General features: G+C 53.9%; 22 protein-coding genes and 1 other RNA gene. 15 read left to right on the top strand and 8 right to left on the bottom strand.

Features of this window, described 5'->3' with window-relative positions; genetic code table 11:
• Position 1: 1 nt before the first annotated feature.
• Positions 2-1,903, top strand: coding sequence for a sulfate adenylyltransferase subunit CysN (cysN, locus tag B9K09_RS17860; RefSeq protein WP_087518085.1), 1,902 nt, complete (start codon positions 2-4; stop codon positions 1,901-1,903).
• Positions 1,904-1,993: 90 nt separating this feature from the next.
• On the opposite strand, the gene B9K09_RS17855 is transcribed toward cysN, so the two are convergent.
• Entirely contained in the window at positions 1,994-2,443 is a 450-nt protein-coding gene (locus tag B9K09_RS17855; protein ID WP_087518084.1) for a YhcB family protein, read from the bottom strand.
• A 140-nt stretch (positions 2,444-2,583) separates the two neighbouring features.
• Between B9K09_RS17855 and B9K09_RS17850 the strand changes: the two genes are divergently transcribed.
• The 3 genes from B9K09_RS17850 to zapE all read left to right on the top strand — a co-directional run bounded on the left by B9K09_RS17850 (position 2,584) and on the right by zapE (position 5,753).
• Complete coding sequence (locus B9K09_RS17850) at positions 2,584-3,210, top strand: alpha/beta hydrolase (protein ID WP_087518083.1); 627 nt, start codon at positions 2,584-2,586, stop codon at positions 3,208-3,210.
• A 17-nt stretch (positions 3,211-3,227) separates the two neighbouring features.
• Entirely contained in the window at positions 3,228-4,586 is a 1,359-nt protein-coding gene (locus B9K09_RS17845) for a tryptophan--tRNA ligase (RefSeq protein WP_087518082.1), read from the top strand.
• 69 nt (positions 4,587-4,655) lie between these two features.
• On the top strand, positions 4,656-5,753 hold the full coding sequence (zapE, locus tag B9K09_RS17840) for a cell division protein ZapE (RefSeq protein WP_087518081.1): 1,098 nt from the start codon (positions 4,656-4,658) through the stop codon (positions 5,751-5,753).
• A gap of 166 nt (positions 5,754-5,919) precedes the next feature.
• On the opposite strand, the gene B9K09_RS17835 is transcribed toward zapE, so the two are convergent.
• Together B9K09_RS17835 and B9K09_RS17830 are read right to left on the bottom strand one after the other, a co-directional pair.
• Positions 5,920-6,894, bottom strand: coding sequence for a hypothetical protein (locus B9K09_RS17835; RefSeq protein WP_087518080.1), 975 nt, complete (start codon positions 6,892-6,894; stop codon positions 5,920-5,922).
• 111 nt (positions 6,895-7,005) lie between these two features.
• Positions 7,006-7,911 carry a GlxA family transcriptional regulator gene (locus B9K09_RS17830; protein WP_177408736.1) on the bottom strand — a complete coding sequence of 302 codons (906 nt, stop codon included), beginning with the start codon at positions 7,909-7,911 and terminating at the stop codon, positions 7,006-7,008.
• Between the two features lie 339 nt (positions 7,912-8,250).
• On the opposite strand from B9K09_RS17830, the gene B9K09_RS17825 reads away from it, so the two are divergent.
• A complete protein-coding gene (locus B9K09_RS17825; protein ID WP_087518078.1) occupies positions 8,251-9,387 on the top strand; it encodes an acyl-CoA dehydrogenase family protein in 1,137 nt (378 codons plus the stop codon).
• A gap of 70 nt (positions 9,388-9,457) precedes the next feature.
• Here the strand turns inward: B9K09_RS17825 and B9K09_RS17820 are convergent, their stop codons facing one another.
• Positions 9,458-10,495 carry an NADP(H)-dependent aldo-keto reductase gene (locus B9K09_RS17820; protein WP_087518077.1) on the bottom strand — a complete coding sequence of 346 codons (1,038 nt, stop codon included), beginning with the start codon at positions 10,493-10,495 and terminating at the stop codon, positions 9,458-9,460.
• 249 nt (positions 10,496-10,744) lie between these two features.
• Between B9K09_RS17820 and rplM the strand changes: the two genes are divergently transcribed.
• The 7 genes from rplM (at position 10,745) to B9K09_RS17785 (ending at position 15,554) form a co-directional block, all read left to right on the top strand.
• A complete protein-coding gene (gene rplM, locus B9K09_RS17815) occupies positions 10,745-11,173 on the top strand; it encodes a 50S ribosomal protein L13 (RefSeq protein ID WP_069897891.1) in 429 nt (142 codons plus the stop codon).
• Positions 11,174-11,187: 14 nt separating this feature from the next.
• Positions 11,188-11,580, top strand: coding sequence for a 30S ribosomal protein S9 (gene rpsI / locus B9K09_RS17810; RefSeq protein WP_087518076.1), 393 nt, complete (start codon positions 11,188-11,190; stop codon positions 11,578-11,580).
• 253 nt (positions 11,581-11,833) lie between these two features.
• Positions 11,834-12,427: a ubiquinol-cytochrome c reductase iron-sulfur subunit gene (gene petA, locus B9K09_RS17805; RefSeq protein ID WP_087518075.1), complete on the top strand. Its 594-nt coding sequence runs from the start codon at positions 11,834-11,836 to the stop codon at positions 12,425-12,427.
• The gene (locus B9K09_RS17800; protein ID WP_087518074.1) at positions 12,427-13,638 is read left to right on the top strand and encodes a cytochrome bc complex cytochrome b subunit; all 1,212 of its coding nucleotides are present in this window, start codon (positions 12,427-12,429) and stop codon (positions 13,636-13,638) included. The genes petA and B9K09_RS17800 overlap by 1 nt, the downstream gene beginning before the upstream one ends.
• A complete protein-coding gene (locus B9K09_RS17795; RefSeq protein ID WP_087518073.1) occupies positions 13,638-14,417 on the top strand; it encodes a cytochrome c1 in 780 nt (259 codons plus the stop codon). Before B9K09_RS17800 ends, B9K09_RS17795 begins: the two co-directional genes overlap by 1 nt.
• 88 nt (positions 14,418-14,505) lie before the next feature.
• Positions 14,506-15,123: a glutathione S-transferase N-terminal domain-containing protein gene (locus B9K09_RS17790; RefSeq protein ID WP_087518072.1), complete on the top strand. Its 618-nt coding sequence runs from the start codon at positions 14,506-14,508 to the stop codon at positions 15,121-15,123.
• Positions 15,124-15,140: 17 nt separating this feature from the next.
• Positions 15,141-15,554 carry a ClpXP protease specificity-enhancing factor gene (locus B9K09_RS17785; protein WP_087518071.1) on the top strand — a complete coding sequence of 138 codons (414 nt, stop codon included), beginning with the start codon at positions 15,141-15,143 and terminating at the stop codon, positions 15,552-15,554.
• A gap of 60 nt (positions 15,555-15,614) precedes the next feature.
• On the opposite strand, the gene B9K09_RS17780 is transcribed toward B9K09_RS17785, so the two are convergent.
• The 4 genes from B9K09_RS17780 to B9K09_RS17765 all read right to left on the bottom strand — a co-directional run bounded on the left by B9K09_RS17780 (position 15,615) and on the right by B9K09_RS17765 (position 19,004).
• Positions 15,615-16,148 (bottom strand): BON domain-containing protein, encoded by a 534-nt coding sequence (locus B9K09_RS17780; RefSeq protein ID WP_087518070.1) that lies wholly within the window; start codon positions 16,146-16,148, stop codon positions 15,615-15,617.
• Positions 16,145-16,738, bottom strand: coding sequence for a phosphoheptose isomerase (locus B9K09_RS17775; protein WP_087518069.1), 594 nt, complete (start codon positions 16,736-16,738; stop codon positions 16,145-16,147). Before B9K09_RS17775 ends, B9K09_RS17780 begins: the two co-directional genes overlap by 4 nt.
• Positions 16,739-16,825: 87 nt before the next feature.
• On the bottom strand, positions 16,826-17,200 hold the full coding sequence (locus tag B9K09_RS17770; protein ID WP_087518068.1) for a YraN family protein: 375 nt from the start codon (positions 17,198-17,200) through the stop codon (positions 16,826-16,828).
• On the bottom strand, positions 17,193-19,004 hold the full coding sequence (locus B9K09_RS17765; protein WP_087518067.1) for a penicillin-binding protein activator: 1,812 nt from the start codon (positions 19,002-19,004) through the stop codon (positions 17,193-17,195). The genes B9K09_RS17770 and B9K09_RS17765 overlap by 8 nt, the downstream gene beginning before the upstream one ends.
• A 235-nt stretch (positions 19,005-19,239) precedes the next feature.
• Here B9K09_RS17765 and rsmI point away from each other — a divergent pair, with 235 nt between their 5' ends.
• The 3 genes from rsmI to mraZ all read left to right on the top strand — a co-directional run bounded on the left by rsmI (position 19,240) and on the right by mraZ (position 21,427).
• Entirely contained in the window at positions 19,240-20,145 is a 906-nt protein-coding gene (gene rsmI / locus B9K09_RS17760) for a 16S rRNA (cytidine(1402)-2'-O)-methyltransferase (protein WP_256574086.1), read from the top strand.
• A 159-nt stretch (positions 20,146-20,304) separates the two neighbouring features.
• An RNA gene (rnpB, locus tag B9K09_RS17755) (RNase P RNA component class A) lies at positions 20,305-20,660 on the top strand.
• 311 nt (positions 20,661-20,971) lie between these two features.
• Positions 20,972-21,427: a division/cell wall cluster transcriptional repressor MraZ gene (gene mraZ / locus B9K09_RS17750; protein WP_087518065.1), complete on the top strand. Its 456-nt coding sequence runs from the start codon at positions 20,972-20,974 to the stop codon at positions 21,425-21,427.
• The last annotated feature ends 2 nt before the right edge of the window (positions 21,428-21,429 follow it).

The following is a 21,429-nucleotide window of genomic DNA, read 5'->3' as shown; positions in this document are numbered from 1 at the left end:
GATGTCGCACCAATCTGAATTGATCAGCGAGGATATCCTTGCTTACTTGGCGCAGCACGAGCGCAAAGAGTTATTGCGGTTTTTGACCTGCGGCAACGTCGACGACGGCAAGAGCACCCTGATCGGGCGCCTGCTGCACGATTCGAAGATGATTTACGAAGATCACCTCGAAGCGATCACCCGGGACTCGAAGAAAAGCGGCACCACTGGCGAGGAGGTCGATCTGGCTCTGCTGGTTGATGGTCTGCAGGCCGAGCGTGAGCAAGGCATTACCATTGATGTGGCGTACCGTTACTTCTCGACTGCCAAGCGCAAGTTCATCATCGCCGACACCCCGGGCCATGAGCAGTATACCCGGAACATGGCGACCGGTGCATCGACCTGTGATCTGGCAATTATCCTGATTGACGCACGTTACGGTGTGCAGACGCAGACCAAGCGCCATAGTTTTATTACCTCTCTGCTGGGCATCAAGCACATCGTTGTCGCCATCAATAAGATGGACTTGAAGGACTTCGATCAAGGCGTATTCGAGCAGATCAAGGCTGACTATTTGACGTTTGCTGAAGGTATTGCGCTGAAACCGACATCGCTGCACTTCGTGCCAATGTCGGCGTTGAAGGGCGATAACGTTGTCAGCAGGAGTGAGCGTTCGCCGTGGTACGACGGTCAATCACTGATGGAAATTCTTGAAACTGTTGAAATTGCAGGTGATCGCAACTTCAACGACCTGCGTTTTCCGGTGCAGTACGTAAACCGTCCGAACCTGAATTTCCGTGGTTTTGCTGGCACCTTGGCCAGCGGCATCGTGCATAAAGGCGATGATGTGATTGTCTTGCCGTCGGGTAAAGGCAGTCGCGTCAAGTCAATCGTGACCTATGAGGGCGAGCTGGAGCAGGCCGGTCCTGGTCAGGCTATAACGCTGACCCTTGAAGATGAAATCGACGTTTCGCGTGGCGACATGTTGGTTCATGCCGATAGCCGTCCGTTAGTGACTGACAGCTTTGATGCAATGCTGGTGTGGATGGCTGATGAGCCTATGCTGCCGGGCAAGAAATACGACATCAAGCGCGCCACCAGTTATGTGCCGGGCTCGATTGCCAGCATTGCTCACCGGGTCGATGTTAATACCCTGGAAGAGGGCGCCGCGAGTAGCCTGCAGCTCAATGAGATCGGTAAGGTGCGTATCGCGCTCGACAGCGCTATTGCGTTGGATGGCTACGCTCACAACCGCACCACGGGTGCGTTTATTGTGATTGATCGCCTGACCAATGGCACTGTTGGCGCAGGCATGATTATCGCTGAGGCTGTTGGTTCGCAGGGTGGTACTGGCCATCACGGCAAGCTGGCGCATGTATCGGTAGAAGAGCGTGCGGCAAGACTCGGTCAGCAACCGGCCACGGTGCTGTTCAGTGGCTTGTCTGGTGCCGGTAAAAGCACTTTGGCTTACGCGGTTGAACGCAAACTGTTCGACATGGGCCGTGGTGTCTATGTCCTTGATGGCCAGAATCTGCGTCATGACCTCAACAAGGGGTTGTCGCAGGATCGTTCTGGGCGCACTGAAAATTGGCGTCGGGCGGCGCATGTCGCACGGCAGTTCAATGAAGCGGGCCTGCTGACTCTGGCGGCTTTTGTCGCGCCGGATGCAGAAGGGCGCGAGCAGGCCCGGACGCTGATTGGTGCTGAACGCTTGATCACGGTGTATGTTCAGGCTTCGCCACAGGCTTGCCGCGAGCGTGATCCACAGGGCCTGTATGCGGCTAATGGCGATAACATCCCGGGTGAGTCATTCCCCTACGATGTACCGCTCGATGCCGACGTCGTAATCGACACCCAGACTGTGTCGGTTGATGATGGCGTTAAGATGGTTCTGGCGGCATTGCGTGAGCGCGGTGCAATCTAGCGGATGAGCTATCTGCTTGCAGATGCATGAGCCATAAAAAAACCCGCTTAATGCGGGTTTTTTTATGGCTACGGGCTGAATGTGTTGGCGTTAGCGTTTGCTCTTCAAACCGTAGTTTTCGTCGAGCATACCTGGGATGTTGGCCATTTTAGGCGCGTAATCCTTAGGTGTTTCGTGGTCGCGCGGCGGCGTTAGGCGCTCACGTTTGTCACGTTTATCGCTACCTTCATCGGCATGCAGTGCAGCTAACAACCGTTGCCGAGTCAGCTCGTCGAGAGCCAGATTGTTGGTGCCTTCGGTGAGATGTTCTTGGACGTCTTGATAGCTCTGAGTTAATTTTTTAACCAGATTTGCAGTGGTGTTGAAGTGTGTGACGACATCACTCTGATAGTTGTCAAAACGTTCCTGCAGGTCATCAAGCTGACGTTGAGTTCGGCCAGGAACTGCGTTGGGCGCCAAGCGCGCAACCAGAAATCCAATTGCGATGCCTGCAACTAGGGCTATGGCTGGTATCAGCCAGGCTGTTAGCGTCTGTTCCACGAGTCCTTCCTCTCTAAACGGCTTTGCTTTACGTTAGCGGCTGGAGCCTGCGCTGTATAGCGTAATGCGAGCCGGTATGTTTTTGGCGCAGGCTGACAGCCTAGACGAATCGACCCTGCGATGGGTCACGGAGTTCACTCTTGCTCACCCGTGAAACTGCTTTATTTATACCAGGCCCTAGCGGTCAGCTTGAAGCCCTTGCTCTCGAAGTGCCCGATGCGCGTGGCGTCGCGCTTATATGTCACCCAAATCCGGTGCAGGGCGGCACGATGCTCAACAAAGTTGTGTCGACCTTGCAACGCACTGCGCGTGACTCAGGTTTGCATACTTTACGCTTTAACTATCGCGGTGTGGGCAATAGTGCGGGCACTCATGACATGGGCACAGGCGAAGTCGATGACGCCGAAGCTGTTGCTCAGTCACTGCGCCAACAATACCCGAATTTGCCGCTGATCTTGATGGGCTTTTCCTTTGGCGGATTTGTTGCCGCAACGCTCGCAGGCCGATTGGAGGCGCAGGGCATTGAAGTGCAGCATTTGTTTATGATCGCCCCTGCAGTGATGCGCCTCGACGATACGCCGCTCGCGCAGCGCTGCACGATGACCGTAATTCAGCCTGAGGTTGATGAAGTGGTTGATCCGCAACTGGTTTATGACTGGTCAAGCGCGCTAGACCGTCCACATGAGTTGCTGACCGTGGCAGAATGTGGGCACTTTTTTCATGGCAAACTGACCGATCTTAAAGATTTGTTATTGCCGCGCCTCTAATTAGCAAGCGAACGCCCATGACCACTCGTATTCTTACCGGCATCACCACCACCGGCACGCCGCACCTTGGCAACTATGCCGGGGCTATACGCCCGGCAATTGTTGCAAGCCGCGACGTTAACGTGAACTCGTTTTACTTCTTGGCCGACTACCATGCGCTGATCAAATGTGATGATCCGCTGCGCATTCAGCGGTCACGGCTGGAAATCGCTGCAACCTGGTTGGCCTGTGGCCTCGATGTCGATAAAGCAACGTTTTATCGTCAGTCGGATATCCCGGAGATTCCAGAGTTGTGCTGGCTGCTGACGTGTGTGGCGGGCAAGGGCTTGCTTAACCGCGCGCATGCCTACAAAGCCTCTGTGGATAAAAACATTGAGCTCGGTGAGGATCCGGATGCGGGCGTCACCATGGGGTTGTTCAGCTATCCGGTATTGATGGCGGCGGACATTTTGATGTTCAACGCGCACAAAGTACCTGTGGGCCGCGATCAGATTCAGCATGTCGAGATGGCGCGTGATATTGCCCAGCGTTTCAATCATTTGTTTGGTAAGGGTGAAGAGCTTTTCACGCTGCCAGAGGCGGTGATTGAGGGCGATGTGGCGACCTTGCCGGGCCTTGATGGACGCAAAATGTCGAAAAGCTACGACAACACTATTCCGTTGTTCAGTGGCGCCAAGCAGATGAAAGAAGCGGTGGCGCGTATCGTTACCGACTCGAAATTGCCGGGCGAAGCCAAAGATCCCGACAGCGCGCACCTGTTCACCCTTTATCAAGCTTTCGCCACGCCCGAACAGCAAGCACAGTTCCGTGCGGAGTTAATTGATGGCTTGGGTTGGGGAGAGGCCAAACAGCGCCTTAATGATCTGCTCAATACAGAGCTGGGTGAGGCTCGCGAAAAATACCATGCATTGATTGAGCGTCCAGCTGACCTTGAGGATATTCTTCTGGCCGGCGCGGCGAAGGCGCGTAAGACCGCCACGCCGTTTCTGACTCAACTGCGTGAAGCGGTCGGTCTGCGCTCGTTCCGCTCGGCGGCGGCGAGCACTGAGTCGTCGAAGAAAAAAGCCAGCAAAAGCGCGCGCTTTGTCAGCTTTCGTGAAGACGACGGCAGCTTTCGCTTCCGCCTGCTCGATGCAACTGGCGAGCAATTGCTGCTCTCGAAGTCATTTGCGGACGGCAAGTCGGCGGGCATGGTTAACAAGCGCCTGCAGTTGGGTGAGCCGCTGGATATTCGTGAAGATGGCCAAGGCTTTGCCGTTTGGCTTGATGGCGAGTGTGTGGCGAGTAGTCCGGAATTCGCTGATGAACAAGCGCAGAAAGCCGCAGTTGAGCGTTTGCGAGAGGCTTTGGCGCCTGAGAGTGACGCTCAATACTGATGGTCGATTGATTATCTGCGGGGCAGGGCCTAAAGTACCTGCCCCGTTTTTGTTGCTCAGCTAACGAATATGACTCCGCTAGAACGCTATCAAGCCGATCTCAAACGTCCAGACTTCTTCCACGATGCGGCGCAGGAAGTGGCTGTGCGCCATTTACAGCGTCTGTATGACGATTTGGTTGCCGACGAGCAAAACAGCAAGCCTGGCTTGTTCGGCAAACTGTTCGCCAAGAAAACCCAGGCACCCGTCAAAGGTTTGTACTTTTGGGGCGGTGTCGGGCGTGGTAAGACCTACTTGGTCGATACCTTCTTCGATGCCTTACCGTTCGAGCAAAAGGTGCGCACTCACTTTCACCGCTTCATGAAGCGTGTGCACGAAGAGATGCGTGGCCTCAAAGGTGAGAAAAACCCTCTGACTATCATCGGTAAGAAATTTGCTGATGAGGCGCGGGTTATTTGCTTTGACGAATTCTTCGTTTCGGACATTACCGATGCAATGATTCTGGCGACCCTGCTTGAAGAGTTGTTCAAAAACGGCGTGTCCCTGGTTGCTACCTCGAATATCGTGCCTGATGGCTTGTACAAGGACGGCTTGCAGCGTGCGCGCTTCTTACCGGCCATTGCCTTGCTTAAAGAGCACACTGACATCGTCAACGTCGACAGCGGTGTGGATTATCGGTTGCGCGCCCTTGAGCAAGCAGAGCTGTTTCATTGGCCGCTGGGTGCTGAGGCAGAAGCTAGCTTGCACACCAGCTTCAAAAGCCTGGCACCCGATTGCACGCATGCTGTTGAGAACGAGTCGATCAGCATCGAGAATCGTCAGATCACCGCGGTGCGGGTTTGCGAAGACGTGGCGTGGTTCGAGTTCCGTGAACTGTGTGACGGTCCGCGTAGCCAGAATGACTACATTGAGCTGGGCAAAGTGTTTCACGCGGTATTGCTGGCTAATGTCGAGCAGATGGGTGTTGCCACTGACGATATGGCGCGCCGCTTCATCAACCTGGTTGATGAGTTCTACGACCGTAACGTCAAGCTGATCATCTCAGCAGAGGTTGAGCTGAAGGACCTCTATACGGGTGGTCGCCTGACGTTTGAGTTCCAGCGCACCTTGAGTCGTTTGCTGGAAATGCAGTCGCACGAGTTTTTGTCGCGGCCGCATAAGCCTTGACCCACTCGCAAATCAGGCTGCAATGAGCAGCCTTTTTTGTGTCTGTTGTTTTGGCGGGTTGAGCCTTGGTGGACAAGTTTCGCGTTGTCGCACCCTACGGTTTATTCACTCGCCAATAGCCTGTTTAGACGCCTAACTGGCGAATTCAAGCCAGTCATACAGAGCCTTAGTTGCCCGCTACACGCTTTTTGAAGGTTGCCAGTAGCGTTTTCGCGTGGGCAATTTCCAGTGACTCCATGGCACTTATCGGGGGGATTGTCACTGCTTGCTGCAGGTGCTTCAAGGCTTTGCTGTCTTCCGCGTCGCCATATACGTAGGTAAGCGCGTTAGCGTATTCATAATGCCCTATTGGCAGGTCATCCCTAACCGCAAAGGAGCGTTTGAAGTAGGTTTCCATTTTTTCTGTACTGACGCCGTACGTAAGGCCGCCAACCATTGAGCCAACCTTACGAATAACTCCGGCTTGATAGCCGCCGTACAAAGCCAGCGCATAAGGTTGCAGTGGATCTTTGCTGAGGATGGCGTCTAACTCATCAGGAATCTGCGAGCTGTAACCGCGTTTTAGGGTAACGGGGATCGACAGCTCTTCGCCGAGCCGGGCTTTAGCGTAAATTCGGCCGAACTGGGCAACCACGTCGAGCTTTGCCAGGTCACCGGCTTCGTCGGTTAAGTCGATTACTTGTTCAAGTAGCCGATGCTTCTCGTCTTGATCGGTTTCGAGAAACGTAGCGTAGATCACCTGCGAGAACATCGCCGGTATTTGTCCGCCGAAACCGAGGGCCATGCCTTGCTGTTTGGCTTGGGCAAAGTCACCGCGAAACATGCTGCGCCAAGCATCCTGAAGCTTTTCTGCGTACGCGCTGGCGAGCGCCTCGGGAGTCCCTTGGCTTAACGTATTGGTGGTAGGAATAGATAGTATTTGTGGGTGCTGCGCGACCATGTTCAGTACCCATTCTTCATCAGGAAATGGGTAGCTATTACCAAAGCCGCGCGTTAGCTGTGGCCACGCCTTGCGTAGTTTGTCGCCGGAATAGTCGAAAGCTGATTGGTCGTATGGGAAGGTTTTCCAGTCTTCTTGCGCGTTAGCACAGAAACTGAGAAAGCCGAGAGAGACAGACAAAGCAAAAAGCAGGCTGCGCATTTGGGCGTCCTATTGTTGTTTGGGACCCCTTGCAAGGGTTGCCCCGATCATAGGACGCTGTGTTTTAACGACTACCCATCCAATGGCTTGCGCTGGGAGTGGTCGTTTTTTTTAAATGGGGCCGTTTTTGTGTTGAAATTGGCGGCGGTACAGGTTGGGAGACAAGTCTGTGTGCTGGCGAAACAACCGCGCAAAAAAACTGGCGTCGTCATAGCCCACTTCGTAGCTAATGGTCTTGATGCTCTTGCGGGTGGCGCTGAGTAGGCTTTTGGCTGTTTCAATGCGTAATCGTTGCAGGTAGTGCAAGGGTTTATCACCCGTAGCACTCTGGAAGCGGCGCATGAAGTTGCGAATACTCATGCCATGCTCGCGGGCGACATCTTCAAAGCGGAACTTGTCGGCGTAGTGTTCTTCAAGCCATTGTTGAATTTGCAGGATGGTTAAGTCGTGATGCAGCTTCTGACCGCCAAAGCCAATGCGCCCTGGGGTGTAGTTGCGTTGCACCTCAAATAGGATATCGCGTGCAACTCCCTGGGCAACGCTGGCGCCGCAGAACTGCTCGATCATGTAGATAAACAGGTCGCAGGCTGATGTGACACCGCCTGCGCAGTAGAGATTGTCAGCATCAGACAAATGCTTGTCCTGATTTAGGATCACTTTGGGGAAGCGCTCACTGAACTCTTCAAAGAAGCGCCAGTAGGTGGTCGCCTCCTTGCCATCAAGTAGCCCGGCCTGAGCCATCCAAAAAACACCAGTGGCTTCCCCGCAGATAGCGCTACCCGCCGCGTGACATTCCTGGAGCCAGTTGAGTACGTTGGGATGGCGATGGCGTAGGGCGTCAAAATCATCCCAAAACGCAGGCAGGATGATTACATCCGCCGGCTTGAGGCCGCTGTCGACGGGGATCATCACGTCACTAAAACTGCGTACAGGAAGTCCGTCAGGGCTGACTAAGTGGATTTCAATAGTTGGGGTCAGCCCCAGGCCTTGCTGCTTGCCGTGGCGCAAGCTGGCCATGTGGAAGAAGTCTTTGGCTTGCAGCACGGTTGAGGCGAACACACCAGTGGTGGCCAGAATGCACACGCGCTTGAGCGGAGTGGGGTGTTGAGTCGTCATGGTTTATTTATTCTTATTTAATATGGCGTTTAGCTAGGGCAGTGCAGGGCAGGTTTGCTTGGTCACTGGCCGATGTGTTTCTGGGCGTCATCATTGTCACTTAACCACCCTTCGATAGGGGCAATTTGGTCAAGTAACGGCTTGATCGTCTTATTTTTTGGCGCTTGTGTCCAGTGTGACTATTGGGGCTACTGTCCTAAAGTCTCACCACGCTCCATAAATGACCAGCCAGGTGCAAGCATGATCCCAAGAACAATATTCAGCTCTGACCACGAACTCTTTCGCGACAGCGTGCGTAAATTTTTTGAACAGGAAGCGGTGCCTTTTCATGCGCAGTGGGAAAAGGATGGTCACATCGATCGGGCGCTGTGGAACAAGGCGGGTGAGGCCGGAATGCTTTGTTCGCACATTCCCGAAGAGTACGGCGGGATTGGTGCCGACTTTCTGTATAGCGCTGTAGTGATTGAGGAAGTCGGAGCACTGGGGTTGACCGGAGTTGGCTTTTCACTGCACTCAGATATTGTTGCGCCTTACATCCTGCATTACGGCTCAGAAGCACTAAAGCAAAAGTATCTGCCGAAGATGGTCAGTGGTGAAATTGTCACGGCCATCGCCATGACTGAACCAGGTGCGGGTTCGGATTTGCAGGGCGTAAAAACCACTGCAGTGCTTGATGGTGATGAGTACGTTATCAACGGTTCAAAGACCTTTATCACTAACGGCTTTCTCGCTGATTTAGTGGTTGTCGTGGCTAAAACCGACCCGGCGGCGGGCGCTAAAGGCACCAGTTTGTTCCTGGTTGAGGCGAATACGCCGGGGTTCGCTAAAGGCAAACGCCTGGAAAAAGTCGGGATGAAGGCGCAAGACACGTCGGAGCTATTTTTCCAGGATGTCCGCGTGCCGAAAGAAAACCTTTTGGGTCAGGCAGGGATGGGGTTTGCCTATCTGATGCAGGAGCTGCCGCAGGAGCGTCTGACTGTCGGTATTGGTGCGCTGGCATCAGCTCAGGCCGCGTTGCAGTGGACGCTTGAGTACACGCGTGAGCGCAAGGCGTTCGGCAAAGCTGTCGCTGATTTTCAGAATACCCGTTTTAAGTTGGCGGAAATGGCCACCGAGATTCAGATCGGCAAAGTATTTGTTGATCGCTGTCTAGAGCTGCATTTGCAGGGAAAACTCGATGTGCCCACAGCGGCAATGCTCAAATATTGGGGTACGGATTTGCAGTGCAAAGTGCTTGATGAGTGCGTGCAGCTGCATGGTGGCTATGGATATATGTGGGAGTATCCGGTTGCACGGGCATGGGCAGATGCCCGGGTGCAACGGATTTATGCTGGCACCAATGAAATCATGAAAGAGATTATTGCGCGTTCGCTTTAAACAGGGCGCTGTCATAAAAAAAATCCCGGCTCTTGCCGGGATTTTTATTGGGCTGGATTAGCGTGAAGGCCTACGGCGCGGGGTTGGGTTGCGATTTGTGAATGGTGTCGATTTCTGCAAGTACTTCGCTAGATAGCGTGATTTCGCTGCTTTTAAGGTTGCTTTCCAGTTGTTCTGTCGACGTTGCACCGATGATATTGCTGGTGACAAATGCCCGGGAAGTGACAAACGCCAGCGCCATTTGCGCAGGGTCGAGATTGTGTTCCTGGGCCAAGGCAACGTAGCGCGCACAGGCCGACTCTGATTCAGGGCTGCTGTAGCGAGCGAAACGACTGAACAGGCTCAGGCGCGCACCTTCGGGGCGTGCGCCGTTGGCGTACTTGCCTGAGAGCATGCCAAATGCCAGTGGCGAGTAAGCCAGTAAGCCGCACTGTTCGCGAATTGCAATTTCAGCAAGACCTACTTCAAAGCTACGGTTGAGTAAGTTATACGGGTTTTGGATCGACACACTGCGTGGCCAGCCACGGCTTTCGGCCAGCTCGAGAAACTTCATGGTCCCCCATGGCGTTTCATTGGACAGGCCAATGTGGCGGATCTTGCCTGCCTTGACCTGTTCGTCGAGTGCCTCGAGTACCTCTTCGAGTGGTGTGAAGTCAGTGTCTTGATGCTTGTAGTCGAGTTGGCCGAAGTAATTGGTCGGGCGCTCAGGCCAGTGCAGCTGATAGAGGTCGATCCAGTCGGTTTGCAGGCGTTTGAGGCTGGCATCCACTGCCGCGGTGATATGCTCGCGGTTGTGTTTGAGCTTGCCGTCACGAATATAGTCGATGCCATTGCCGGGGCCGCTGATCTTGCTGGCCAGGACCCAGTCGGCGCGATCGCCGGTTTTGGCAAAGTATTCGCCGATGATCTGTTCAGTCTTGCTGTAGGTTTCCGCTCGCGGCGGCACTGGGTACATTTCAGCGGTGTCGATAAAGTTGACGCCGTAAGCCTTGGCCCGCTCAATCTGCGCGAAGCCCTCGTCACGGGTGTTCTGCTCACCCCACGTCATGGTTCCTAGGCAAATAGAGCTAACCGAAATGTCTGTTTTGCCTAGTTTGCGAAAATCCATTGATGTGTCCTCTAGAAAAAGAGTTATACAATCAGGTTGCTAAATTTTTCGCAATCTGCATAATTGCGCAGCTCTTTCTGCAGTGGAAGTGATGCGCCGTCTGCCGAAGAAATCTTGCCGTGTAACGGACGCGCTGACCCGAGCCCCCGATAGCGTCTGTCTCCGGCTGCCTTTGACCTTGTCAAAGTACGCACTATTCAGTAAGATCCGCCGTCTTATTTATCAGGGCGGCCCCTGAGGCTATAAAGAATGAAAACTTTTACTGCTAAACCAGAAACAGTTAAGCGCGACTGGTTTGTCGTCGACGCTGCTGGTCAGACCCTGGGTCGTCTGGCTACCGAAATCGCTACTCGTCTGCGTGGCAAGCACAAACCTGAGTACACTCCGCACGTTGATACTGGCGACTACATCGTCGTAATCAATGCTGAGCAGGTACGTGTTACCGGTGCCAAGACTACCGATAAAATGTATTACTCTCACTCCGGTTTCCCGGGTGGCATCAAGTCGATCAACTTCGAAAAGTTGATCGCCAAGGCGCCAGAACGCGTGATCGAGACTGCGGTTAAAGGCATGCTGCCGAAAAACCCGTTGGGTCGCGACATGTACCGTAAGCTGAAAGTCTATGCGGGCGCTGCTCACCCTCATACTGCTCAGCAGCCCCAAGAACTGAAGATTTAACGGAATAGTTCATTATGTCGGCGACTCAAAATTACGGCACTGGCCGTCGCAAAACTGCAACCGCACGCGTTTTCCTGCGTCCGGGTAATGGCAGTATCTCTATCAATAATCGCACTCTTGATACGTTCTTCGGTCGCGAAACTGCCCGCATGGTAGTTCGTCAGCCGCTGGAACTGACCGAGCTGAGCGAAAAGTTTGACATCTTCGTTACCGTTGTTGGCGGTGGTGTAAGTGGTCAAGCTGGCGCAATCCGCCACGGTATCACTCGTGCGTTGATGGATTATGACGAAACTCTGCGTCCAGCTCTGCGTAAAGCAGGCTTCGTGACTCGTGATGCTCGTGAAGTTGAACGTAAGAAGGTTGGTCTGCGTAAAGCGCGTAAGCGTCCGCAGTACTCGAAGCGTTAATTCGCTACCTGCGTTCAAAAGCGCCCAGTTTCCTTTCGGAGCTGGGCGTTTTTTATGGCTGTTAAACTAGTCTGCGACATCGTGACGCATATATACATTGCACGCGTGCTAAGGTGTTTAGAGCTTTTGGCTGGGTAATTACCTTGTCAGAAAAGGGGCTTTTCTTTACCATTTGGCGAATTTTTTGCGCGACCAGAATTTTACTTAGTATAGGCCTGAATAACAGGCCACAAAGCTGATGGGAGACGACTGAATGAGCAATGACGGCGTGAATGCAGGCCGGCGTCGCTTCCTCGTAGCGGCCACCTCTGTGGTGGGCGCTGCAGGAGCGGTGGGTGCCGCGGTCCCGTTCGTGGGGTCATGGTTCCCGAGCGCTAAGGCCAAAGCTGCCGGTGCACCTGTGAAGGTGAACGTTGGCAAGGTCGAGCCGGGACAGCAGATGATTGCTGAGTGGCGGGGGCAGCCGGTATTTATCGTGCGCCGTACTGAGGAGATTCTCGGTAACCTGACCAAACTCAATGACCGCGTGGCAGACCCAGAGTCGAAAGCCTCTGCGCAGCCAGAATATGTGGACCCGGTAACGCGTTCGATCAAGCCAGAAATACTTATCCTTGTAGGTATTTGCACGCACTTGGGTTGCTCGCCGACTTTCCGTCCAGAAGTTGCTCCTGCAGATTTGGGTCCAGACTGGCTAGGTGGTTATTTCTGCCCTTGCCATGGCTCGCACTACGACTTGGCAGGCCGCGTATACAAATCGCAGCCTGCTCCGTTGAATCTGCCAGTGCCGCCATATTCGTATGAGTCGGATGACATCGTTATCGTCGGTGTGGATCAGGAGAAAGCTTGATGAGCAAATTCATGGAATGGGTTGACGCCCGTTTTCCCGCCACAAAAATGTGGGAAGACCACCTCAGCAAGTACTACGCACCAAAGAACTTCAACTTCTTTTACTTTTTTGGATCGCTGGCTCTGTTGGTTCTGGTAAACCAGATACTAACGGGTATCTGGCTGACCATGAGCTACACGCCGTCGGCTGAAGAGGCGTTTGCTTCTGTTGAATACATCATGCGTGATGTCGACTATGGTTGGATCCTGCGTCTGATGCACTCTACCGGTGCTTCGGCGTTCTTCGTCGTGGTCTACATGCACATGTTCCGCGGCCTGCTGTACGGCTCATATCAGAAGCCTCGTGAGCTGGTTTGGGTCTTCGGTATGCTGATTTATCTGGCGCTGATGGCTGAAGCCTTCATGGGGTATCTGTTGCCATGGGGGCAGATGTCTTACTGGGGTGCTCAGGTAATTATCTCGCTGTTCGGTGCGATCCCGGTTATCGGTGACGACCTGACTCAGTGGATTCGCGGTGACTATCTGATCTCCGGGATTACCCTCAACCGCTTCTTTGCCTTGCATGTTGTGGCCCTGCCGATTGTGATTCTCGGTCTGGTTGTGCTGCATATCCTGGCGTTGCATGAAGTCGGTTCGAACAACCCGGATGGCGTTGACATCAAGAAAAAGAAAGATGAAAACGGCGTTCCGCTTGATGGTATCCCGTTCCATCCGTACTACACCGTGAAAGACATCGTCGGTGTCGTGGTGTTCCTGTTCGTCTTCTGCGCGATTATCTTCTTCTTCCCTGAAATGGGTGGCTACTTCCTTGAGAAGCCAAACTTCGAAGCGGCTAACGCATTCAAGACCCCAGAACACATTGCTCCGGTTTGGTACTTCACGCCGTTCTACGCAATTCTTCGCGCCGTTCCTGACAAGCTCTTGGGTGTAGTCGCCATGGGCGCAGCTATCGCTGTGTTGTTCGTGTTGCCTTGGCTGGACCGTAGTCCTGTTAAGTCGATGCGTTACAAAGGTTGGTTGAGTAAGGTCTGGTTGCTGGTGTTCTGCGTCTCGTTCGTCATCCTTGGTGTATTGGGGGTGTTGGCGCCGAACCCAACGCGTACGCTGATCTCGCAGATTTGTACCTTCCTGTATTTCGCGTACTTCATTCTGATGCCGTTCTACACCAGGATGGAAAAAACCAAACCGGTTCCGGAAAGGGTGACTGGCTGATGAAAAAACTATTTGCTGCAATGATCGTGGCGGTTATGCCGGTATTCGCTTTCGCCAGTGCTGGAGGTGCTCTCCCGCACACGGTCGATATCGACCTGACTGACAAAGCCGCTATGCAAGACGGTGCGCGTACCTTTGCTAACTATTGCATGGGTTGCCACGGAGCTAAGTTCCAGCGTTATGAGCGGGTTGCCGATGACCTCGGTATCCCGCATGAAATCATGCTCGAAAACATGGTGTTCACCGGCGCTAAAGTCGGTGACCACATGCAGAGCAGCATGCGCCCTGACGATGCCAAAGACTGGTTCGGTGCTGCGCCGCCGGATCTGACTCTGGTTGCGCGTGTGCGTGGCAATGATTGGTTGTACAGCTACCTGCTTAGCTTCTACGAAGATCCATCCCGTCCATTGGGTGCGAACAACACCGTATTCCATAACGTTGGTATGCCTAACGTCTTGGTTGGCTTGCAGGGTCGTCAATACATGGGCTGCAAGCAGGTCCAGATTGTTGAGGATGGCAAGAAGCAATACGATCCGTTGACCGGTACTCCGATTACCCATAAAGCTTGTGATCAACTGGTGGTTGAGCCAAAAACAGGTTCGCTGTCAGAAGAAGAGTTTGATGAGAAGATCAAGAACCTGGTGACCTTCCTTGCTTACTCGGCTAACCCGGTAAAATTGGAAAGTCAGCGTATCGGTACCTACGTTCTGCTGTATCTTGCTTTCTTCTTTGTATTTGCTTACTTGTTGAAGCGTGAATACTGGAAGGACGTGCATTAATCTGTATTTCCCTGTTGTTGACCTGCGCGCCCTACTGGGCGCGCAGGTTTTTCTGCTTCATATAACTTTATAAGCGAGGAGGACCGCCATGGGCGTGACCAATCGGTTGGCCTGTTACTCCGACCCCGCCGACCACTATTCCCACCGCGTACGTATTGTGCTCGCCGAGAAGGGTGTCAGCGCCGAGATCATCACTGTCGAGCCGGGTCGTTACCCGCCAAAGCTGCTTGAGGTAAATCCTTACGCTAGCTTGCCGACGCTGGTTGATCGTGATTTGGCGTTGTATGAGTCGACAGTGGTAATGGAATACTTGGATGAGCGTTACCCGCACCCACCGCTTTTGCCGGTCTACCCGGTGGCTCGTGCAAACAGTCGTTTGTTGATTCATCGCATCCAGCGTGACTGGTGTGCGTTGGTTGACCTGATTCTTGATCCGCGTAGTAAAGAGCCGGCCCGCGTGCAAGCGCGCAAGGAACTGCGTGAGAGTCTGACGGGTGTGTCTCCGTTGTTTGTCGACAAGCCTTACTTTCTCAGTGAAGAGCTGAGCTTGGTAGACTGTTGCTTGTTGCCAATTCTATGGCGTCTGCCGGTGTTGGGTATTGAGTTGCAAAAACCTGCTAAACCGCTGCTCGAGTATATGGAGCGGCAGTTCGCCCGTGAGGCCTTCCAGGCCAGTTTGTCCACGGTTGAACGTGATATGCGTTAACACGCGAGGAGAGACCTATGAACTCGAGTCGTCCCTATCTGGTTCGTGCTCTGTATGAGTGGATCGTTGATAACGATTGCACTCCCCACTTGTTGGTGAATGCTGAGTACCCGGGCGTGCAAGTACCGTCCGGTTTCGCCAGCGATGGGCAGATTGTGCTCAATGTGTCGCCTAGTGCAGTTCGTCACTTGCATATGGATAACGAGGCGGTGAGTTTTGAGGGGCGCTTTGGTGGTGTAGCGCATACGCTATACGTACCTGGACCGTCGATTCTTGCTGTATACGCCCGGGAAAACGGTCAGGGTATGGTCTTTGATTTGGAGACGCCGGCAGTTGATGAAGAAGTTGCTGACGGTCCTGACGATCAGGGGCCGCCTGAGACTGATCCGCCGCGTCCAAGTGGCAGGCCAAGCCTGAAGGTTGTGAAATAGCGACTGTGAAGCAAACAAAAAAGGCGATCCGAAGATCGCCTTTTTTGTGCCTGTAAGGTTCTAGTTGATGTACTGGAACAGCTTGATGACTTTCTGTACACCTGACACGCCCTGTACCACTTGCGTGGCGCTCTGGGCTTCCTGGCGCGTTACCAGGCCGAGCAGGTAAACAATACCGTTCTCGGTGATCACCTTGATGTTGGTGCTTGGTACGTTGCTGTTGGCGAGCATTTCAGTCTTGATTTGTGCGGTTAGCAACGAATCGTTACTGCGTGCGATCAGCGAAGTCGGCGGCAGGATTTGCAGTTCGTTATAAACCTTTTTCACGCCTTGAACGCTGTTGGCTGCTTTTTCGGCAGTTTGCTTGAGTTCTTCGCGTGGGGTCTGTCCGGCCAAAAGGACGATGCCGTTGTAGCTGCTGACAACGATATGCGAAGTCGGGCTGGTCAGGTCGGGGTTGGCTTTCTGTACTGCGCTACGCACGTCAGGGTCGAGCAGTTTGTCGTCAATTGAGTTGCCGATGCTGCGGTTGCTGCAGCCGCTAACCAAAAGGGTAAGCGCCAATGCTGCAATAGTCAGTGGTGAACGGATCATTCTTCACTCCCAAATAGTAGGCTGTCGATAAGGTCGCACAAGCAGTGGATGGTCAGAAGGTGGACTTCCTGTATGCGTGCGGTGGATTGTGCCGGGACGCGGATTTCTACGTCCTCTGGCAGTAACAGTGAGGCCATGTTGCCACCGTCGCGACCCGTGAGCGCTACTACCGTCATTTCACGGTCATGCGCAGCCTGGATGGCCTGGATAACGTTGGCCGAGTTGCCGCTGGTGGAGATTGCCAAGAGCACGTCACCAGGCTGGCCTAGCGCGCGTATTTGTTTGGAGAATATCTCGTTGTAGCTGTAATCATTGGCAATCGAGGTGATGGTCGAACTATCGGTGGTCAATGCAATGGCTGGCAGGCTCGGCCGCTCTCGTTCAAAGCGGTTGAGTAGCTCGGAGGAGAAGTGCTGGGCATCGCCAGCTGATCCGCCATTGCCGCATGAGAGGATTTTGCCCTCGTTCAGCAGAGCGTTAACCATCGCCATGCTGCCTTGCTCGATAAGTGGCGCAAGGACTTCCATTGCCTGCTGTTTAGTGTCAATGCTGGCTTGGAATAACTGGTGAATACGGGCTTGCATGTCCATCGAAGATGTCACCTTAAGTTTTGCGGGTGCAGAAATATAAATGAGTCAGGGGTGCTGCCTTATTGTGACCATGAATGGTTAAAGGGTTCACGTATCAAACGCGTTTTTAATCCAATTCAATTGCAACTTGTCTTTGCTGTCTGCGCTTATGGCGACGACGTCAAAGCGGCAGGGGTGTTGGTTCCAGCGTGATTCTTGCTGCAGAAAAGACATGGCCGCTTGCGTGAGCTTGTTGCGTTTGCGGGTGTCGACGCTTTCTGCTGCACCGCCCCAGGCCTTGTGGCGGCGGTAGCGAACTTCGACAAATACTACTGTATCGATGTCGAGCATGACCAGATCAAGCTCGCCGAGCCTACATCTCCAGTTTTTTGCGATGAGGCGCAGGCCGTTTTTTTCAAGGTGTTGACGCGCGATGGCCTCAGCAGCGTTGCCGCTGCTTTGGCTGCTGGTGCGATCAATCAAGTGGGGTGTCAGGCAAGCGCTGTATCTGGCCGCCAGTGAATTGTGCCCAGGGTAATTGGCGTTCAATTCGCTGGTCGGGGCCAAGGCTGAGGCTGCCGGTCAAGCCGTCAATGCGTGTGCTTGGCAGCGCTTTTAGCTGCTCCAGGCGCGGCGCGAGAGTGAAGGCGTCTGCACCCATTGCATAGAGGCGGCCAAGGCTGCCGCCGGCTTGCGGCCACTGGCTGACCACGAGCTGGCGAGTTGGGTCATCAGTATTGAGCATCCAAGGGGTTTCGCAAAACTGAATGCCTTCCATATCCAAATATTGGGCTTGGTTATACACGCCGCTATTGAGGGTCGAGGTGGCGTAAACCGGCATATCGCCTGCGTACTGGAATACCAGCGTTGGTTTGATCTGCTGGGCCTGTTGTGGTGTGGCAGCAAGGAACATGAAGTCAACGTCCTGGCGACGCGAAGGTTCAGAGGCGACTTCGGTGCCAAGTTTTTCTTCGATGTTTTTGCTACGAGCTTCACTTTGGCGCAGTTGCAGGAGCTTGCCGACTTGTTGGGCTAGCTCGACCGGTTGGGCGATGCTCTGTGCGGCCAGTAGCTCACCGCCTTGGGCTTCCCAGCTTTCACGGAATGCCGCCAGAACACGGTTGCCCCAGTCGCCGCTTGGCGCTAATGCGATGGCGCGACGCATGCCGTCAGACCAGGCGCGGCGTGCTGATTCGCGCGCTTCATCTTCTGCGGCTAGGCCGAATTGGAAGAGTTGAGCAGGGGCTTCCTGGTTACTTTGGCTGTAGTTCAGGGCCAGCGTGGTGATGGGCAGTTGTTCGCGGCTGCTGAGTTGGGTCACCAGTTGTTTTTCCAGTGGGCCAACAACCAGCTGTACGCCGGCGCTTTGCGCCTGTTGGTAGAAACTGTCCATGGAGCTGATGCGCGAGCTGTCATAAACCTGTACGTCCGGCAGGGTTTCACCCGCTTGCTGGGCTTGATAGTACGCGGCCATGAAGCCGTCGCGTAAGGCGCGGCCCACGCTGGACAGCTTGCCTTCCTGCGGCAAAAGCAGGGCGATTTGACCGATAGGCTTGCTCGACAGTTGTTTCAGGTCTTGCAGGGGCTTGGGTAATTGCGCTGCTGCTGGATGAGCTGGGTGAGTGGCGACCCAGTTATCAATTGCGGCTTGCTGCTGTTCCAGAGTCGCCGCGCTTTTCGACGCGCTGGCCAGTGCCAGCCAGCCGGTTAAGTCAGCATCACCGGTTGCTTGCAGTTGATCCGCTGGCAGGCGTGAAACCAATAGCCAGATCGCTTCGTGGTTGCTTGCTGCAGTCGCATCGCTAAGCAGTGGCGCAATATAGATACGTTCGCGGGCTGCTGCAAGCAGTTGGCCGTCTTGTTCAAGTGCCATGGCGCGGGTCAGTTGGCTGCGGATCTGTTGCTCAACCGGGAGCTCACCCAAACGCTCGAAGCTCGGGTGGCTAAGGGCTTGAAGGGCGGCCTTTGGATTCTTCCTGGCTAAAGCCAATTCCGCCGTGAGGGTGCTGGCGAATATCTGCTGAGCAGGCTTGAGTGTTTCAAGCTGAACTTGTTCAAGGATAGTGCTGGCGCGGCCAAAGTCCTTTTGTTTGTAGGATTGGTCAGCTGCCGACAAGCGCAATAAATTGGCTTCCTCGGTTTGTGCATCACCTGCCTGCTGGAGCAATTGCTCGATGCTGGCTTGAGGTGTGCGCGGTAGTTCACCGACAGAGTTTGATGAGCTGGCACAGGCGGCAAGCAAGCCGACTAAGCAAAGGAGGAGAAGCGGGCGCAGGCGGGCGATCATGTAAGCGTTCCTGATACTTGATCAAATGAGAGTTGAATTGTACCCAAGCTATGCCGAAGGTGCGATCTCAGCAGAGCTAAGGAACCTCTTAAAAACTACTGCGCTAGGTATTACTGCGTTGAAAAACTGCTCAAAATGCTCATTTAGGACAACTAAACTGCGCTTTTTCGCACCTTTTCGCCTTGTATTCCCAGCGCTCGCTACTTTTTTCAGAAGATTCCATAAACGGGCTACAATGCGCGTTTTAGTGATAAATGAGGCGTGTGCAGTGACTTCTACAGATGCGTTGAGTTCAGGTTTGGGCACGCTTTATGTGGTCGCAACGCCCATTGGTAACCTTGAAGATATAAGTGCTCGTGCGTTGAAGGTGCTCAGTGATGTAGCGCTTATCGCCGCTGAGGATACCCGGCATTCGGCGCGCTTGATGCAACACTTTGGTCTGACTACGCCGTTGGCGGCGTGTCATGAGCATAATGAGCGTGATCATGGCGGTAAGTTTTTGCAGCGTCTGCAGGCGGGTGAAGATGTCGCGTTGATTTCCGATGCGGGCACGCCATTGATTTCCGATCCGGGTTATCACCTCGTTCGCCAAGCGCGTGCTGCGGGTGTCGCGGTGGTGCCGGTGCCGGGTGCCTGTGCGTTAATTGCCGCGCTATCGGCTGCTGGCTTGCCTTCGGATCGCTTTATATTTGAGGGGTTCTTACCTGCTAAGTCGGTGGGCCGCCGCTCGCGCCTTGAGCAGGTTAAAGAGGAATCGCGCACGTTGATCTTTTATGAGGCGCCGCACCGGATTGCCGAGTGTCTCGAAGATATGCGTTCAATCTTTGGCGATGAGCGTCCGGCGTTGCTGGCCCGTGAATTGACCAAAACCTTTGAAACGCTCAAAGGCTTGCCCTTGGCCGAGTTGAGCGCTTGGGTGGCGGCGGATTCCAATCAGCAACGCGGCGAATGTGTTGTGTTGGTTGCTGGCTGGCAGGCGCCTGAAGGGGATGCTGCGGTCAGTGCTGAGGCGGTGCGGGTGCTCGACTTGCTATTAAAAGAAATGCCATTGAAGCGAGCGGCGGCCTTGGCGGCTGAAATTACCGGTGTGCGCAAGAACTTGCTTTATCAACTGGCGCTGGAGCGCCAAGCTGAAGAGTAACAGGCTCAGGCGTATCGTTTGGGCGGCTATGCGCAGAGTTTGAGTCGTCATTTGCGGCATGCTTGATTGCTGGTTTTACCGTCGACATTTGGGTTTTTGCCGCGTCAGTGCTCGGTTACGCTTGTTCTAATGGGCAAGTGCAATTACCCTATGCGGCGGAGAGTCGATCGGACAGTCGCTGCTGTGCTTCGCAAGAAGTGCGGGGGAGGAAAGTCCGGGCTCCATAGGGCAGAGTGCCAGGTAACCCCTGGGAGGCGTGAGCCTACGGAAAGTGCCACAGAAAACAACCGCCTAAGCGCTTCGGCGCCGGTAAGGGTGAAAAGGTGCGGTAAGAGCGCACCGCGCGGCTGGTAACAGTCCGTGGCTAGGCAAACCCCACTCGGAGCAAGACCAAATAGGGTTTCATTGGCGTGGCCCGCGCTGAAACCGGGTAGGTTGCTAAAGGCGTGCAGTGATGTACGTCGTAGAGGAATGACTGTCCTCGACAGAACCCGGCTTACAGATCGACTCTCCACCTTTCTTCCTGGTAGTACGCTTGGTGTTCTTCCTCGCGATTCTAATACCCAAATAATCTTACTCTTAATAAACTACTTTAAGTTTGAAGTGTAGATGTTTGCGTGTGCTGACATTTGACTCTTGAATGTCGACTTAAGCTGTTCTCCCACCTTCGTAAAATTCGCTAAATCTCCGTTCTATAAGGATTTTTCCCTGTTTAAGCACCTTGACGGTGGGGCATGCGCGTTCCTATAGTGTGCGCAGGTGGTAAGAAGTGGCGAAAAGTGGGTTTTTTGGGCATGGATAGCTAAACAAGAGAGGAAACGCAATCGTGTTTCGCGGAGCCAACACCATAAGTCTCGACGCAAAAGGTCGACTCGCGATGCCTAGCAGGTATCGGGACGAGCTCGTGTCGCGCTGTGCTGGCCAGTTAATCATCACGATTGATGCGATTGACCCTTGTTTGTGTGTGTATCCACTGCCTGAGTGGGAGCTGATTGAAGCCAAGCTTCGTGAGCTGGCCTCCTTTCGTGAAGAAAACCGTCGTTTGCAGCGCTTGTTGATCGGTAACGCGGTTGACCTGGAGCTTGATGCCAGTGGTCGTTTCTTGGTGCCGCCACGCTTGCGCGAATACGCCAAGCTGGACAAGCGCGCCATGTTGGTCGGCCAACTCAATAAATTTCAATTGTGGGATGAAGATTCCTGGAATGCAGTGGCAGATGCCGATTTGGCTGCCATCAAGCAACCGGGTGCTTTGTCTGACGATCTACGTGACCTGATCCTGTGACT

The organism is Pseudomonas sp. M30-35 (assembly GCF_002163625.1).
In the GTDB taxonomy this organism is placed as follows: domain Bacteria; phylum Pseudomonadota; class Gammaproteobacteria; order Pseudomonadales; family Pseudomonadaceae; genus Aquipseudomonas.
The sequence above is the reverse complement of the archived record's forward strand: the minus strand, read 5'-3'. Positions and strand labels throughout refer to the sequence as shown.

What these genes read in the sequence shown, in the direction of transcription:
- cysN (WP_087518085.1), top strand. Translation starts at nt 2, where the DNA reads ATGTCGCACCAATCTGAATTGATCAGCGAGGATATCCTTGCTTACTTG.
- B9K09_RS17845 (WP_087518082.1), top strand. Translation starts at nt 3,228, where the DNA reads ATGACCACTCGTATTCTTACCGGCATCACCACCACCGGCACGCCGCAC.
- zapE (WP_087518081.1), top strand. Translation starts at nt 4,656, where the DNA reads ATGACTCCGCTAGAACGCTATCAAGCCGATCTCAAACGTCCAGACTTC.
- B9K09_RS17835 (WP_087518080.1), bottom strand. Translation starts at nt 6,894, where the DNA reads ATGCGCAGCCTGCTTTTTGCTTTGTCTGTCTCTCTCGGCTTTCTCAGT.
- B9K09_RS17830 (WP_177408736.1), bottom strand. Translation starts at nt 7,911, where the DNA reads ATGGCCAGCTTGCGCCACGGCAAGCAGCAAGGCCTGGGGCTGACCCCA.
- B9K09_RS17825 (WP_087518078.1), top strand. Translation starts at nt 8,251, where the DNA reads ATGATCCCAAGAACAATATTCAGCTCTGACCACGAACTCTTTCGCGAC.
- B9K09_RS17820 (WP_087518077.1), bottom strand. Translation starts at nt 10,495, where the DNA reads ATGGATTTTCGCAAACTAGGCAAAACAGACATTTCGGTTAGCTCTATT.
- rplM (WP_069897891.1), top strand. Translation starts at nt 10,745, where the DNA reads ATGAAAACTTTTACTGCTAAACCAGAAACAGTTAAGCGCGACTGGTTT.
- rpsI (WP_087518076.1), top strand. Translation starts at nt 11,188, where the DNA reads ATGTCGGCGACTCAAAATTACGGCACTGGCCGTCGCAAAACTGCAACC.
- petA (WP_087518075.1), top strand. Translation starts at nt 11,834, where the DNA reads ATGAGCAATGACGGCGTGAATGCAGGCCGGCGTCGCTTCCTCGTAGCG.
- B9K09_RS17800 (WP_087518074.1), top strand. Translation starts at nt 12,427, where the DNA reads ATGAGCAAATTCATGGAATGGGTTGACGCCCGTTTTCCCGCCACAAAA.
- B9K09_RS17795 (WP_087518073.1), top strand. Translation starts at nt 13,638, where the DNA reads ATGAAAAAACTATTTGCTGCAATGATCGTGGCGGTTATGCCGGTATTC.
- B9K09_RS17790 (WP_087518072.1), top strand. Translation starts at nt 14,506, where the DNA reads ATGGGCGTGACCAATCGGTTGGCCTGTTACTCCGACCCCGCCGACCAC.
- B9K09_RS17785 (WP_087518071.1), top strand. Translation starts at nt 15,141, where the DNA reads ATGAACTCGAGTCGTCCCTATCTGGTTCGTGCTCTGTATGAGTGGATC.
- B9K09_RS17780 (WP_087518070.1), bottom strand. Translation starts at nt 16,148, where the DNA reads ATGATCCGTTCACCACTGACTATTGCAGCATTGGCGCTTACCCTTTTG.
- B9K09_RS17775 (WP_087518069.1), bottom strand. Translation starts at nt 16,738, where the DNA reads ATGGACATGCAAGCCCGTATTCACCAGTTATTCCAAGCCAGCATTGAC.
- B9K09_RS17765 (WP_087518067.1), bottom strand. Translation starts at nt 19,004, where the DNA reads ATGATCGCCCGCCTGCGCCCGCTTCTCCTCCTTTGCTTAGTCGGCTTG.
- rsmI (WP_256574086.1), top strand. Translation starts at nt 19,240, where the DNA reads ATGCGCGTTTTAGTGATAAATGAGGCGTGTGCAGTGACTTCTACAGAT.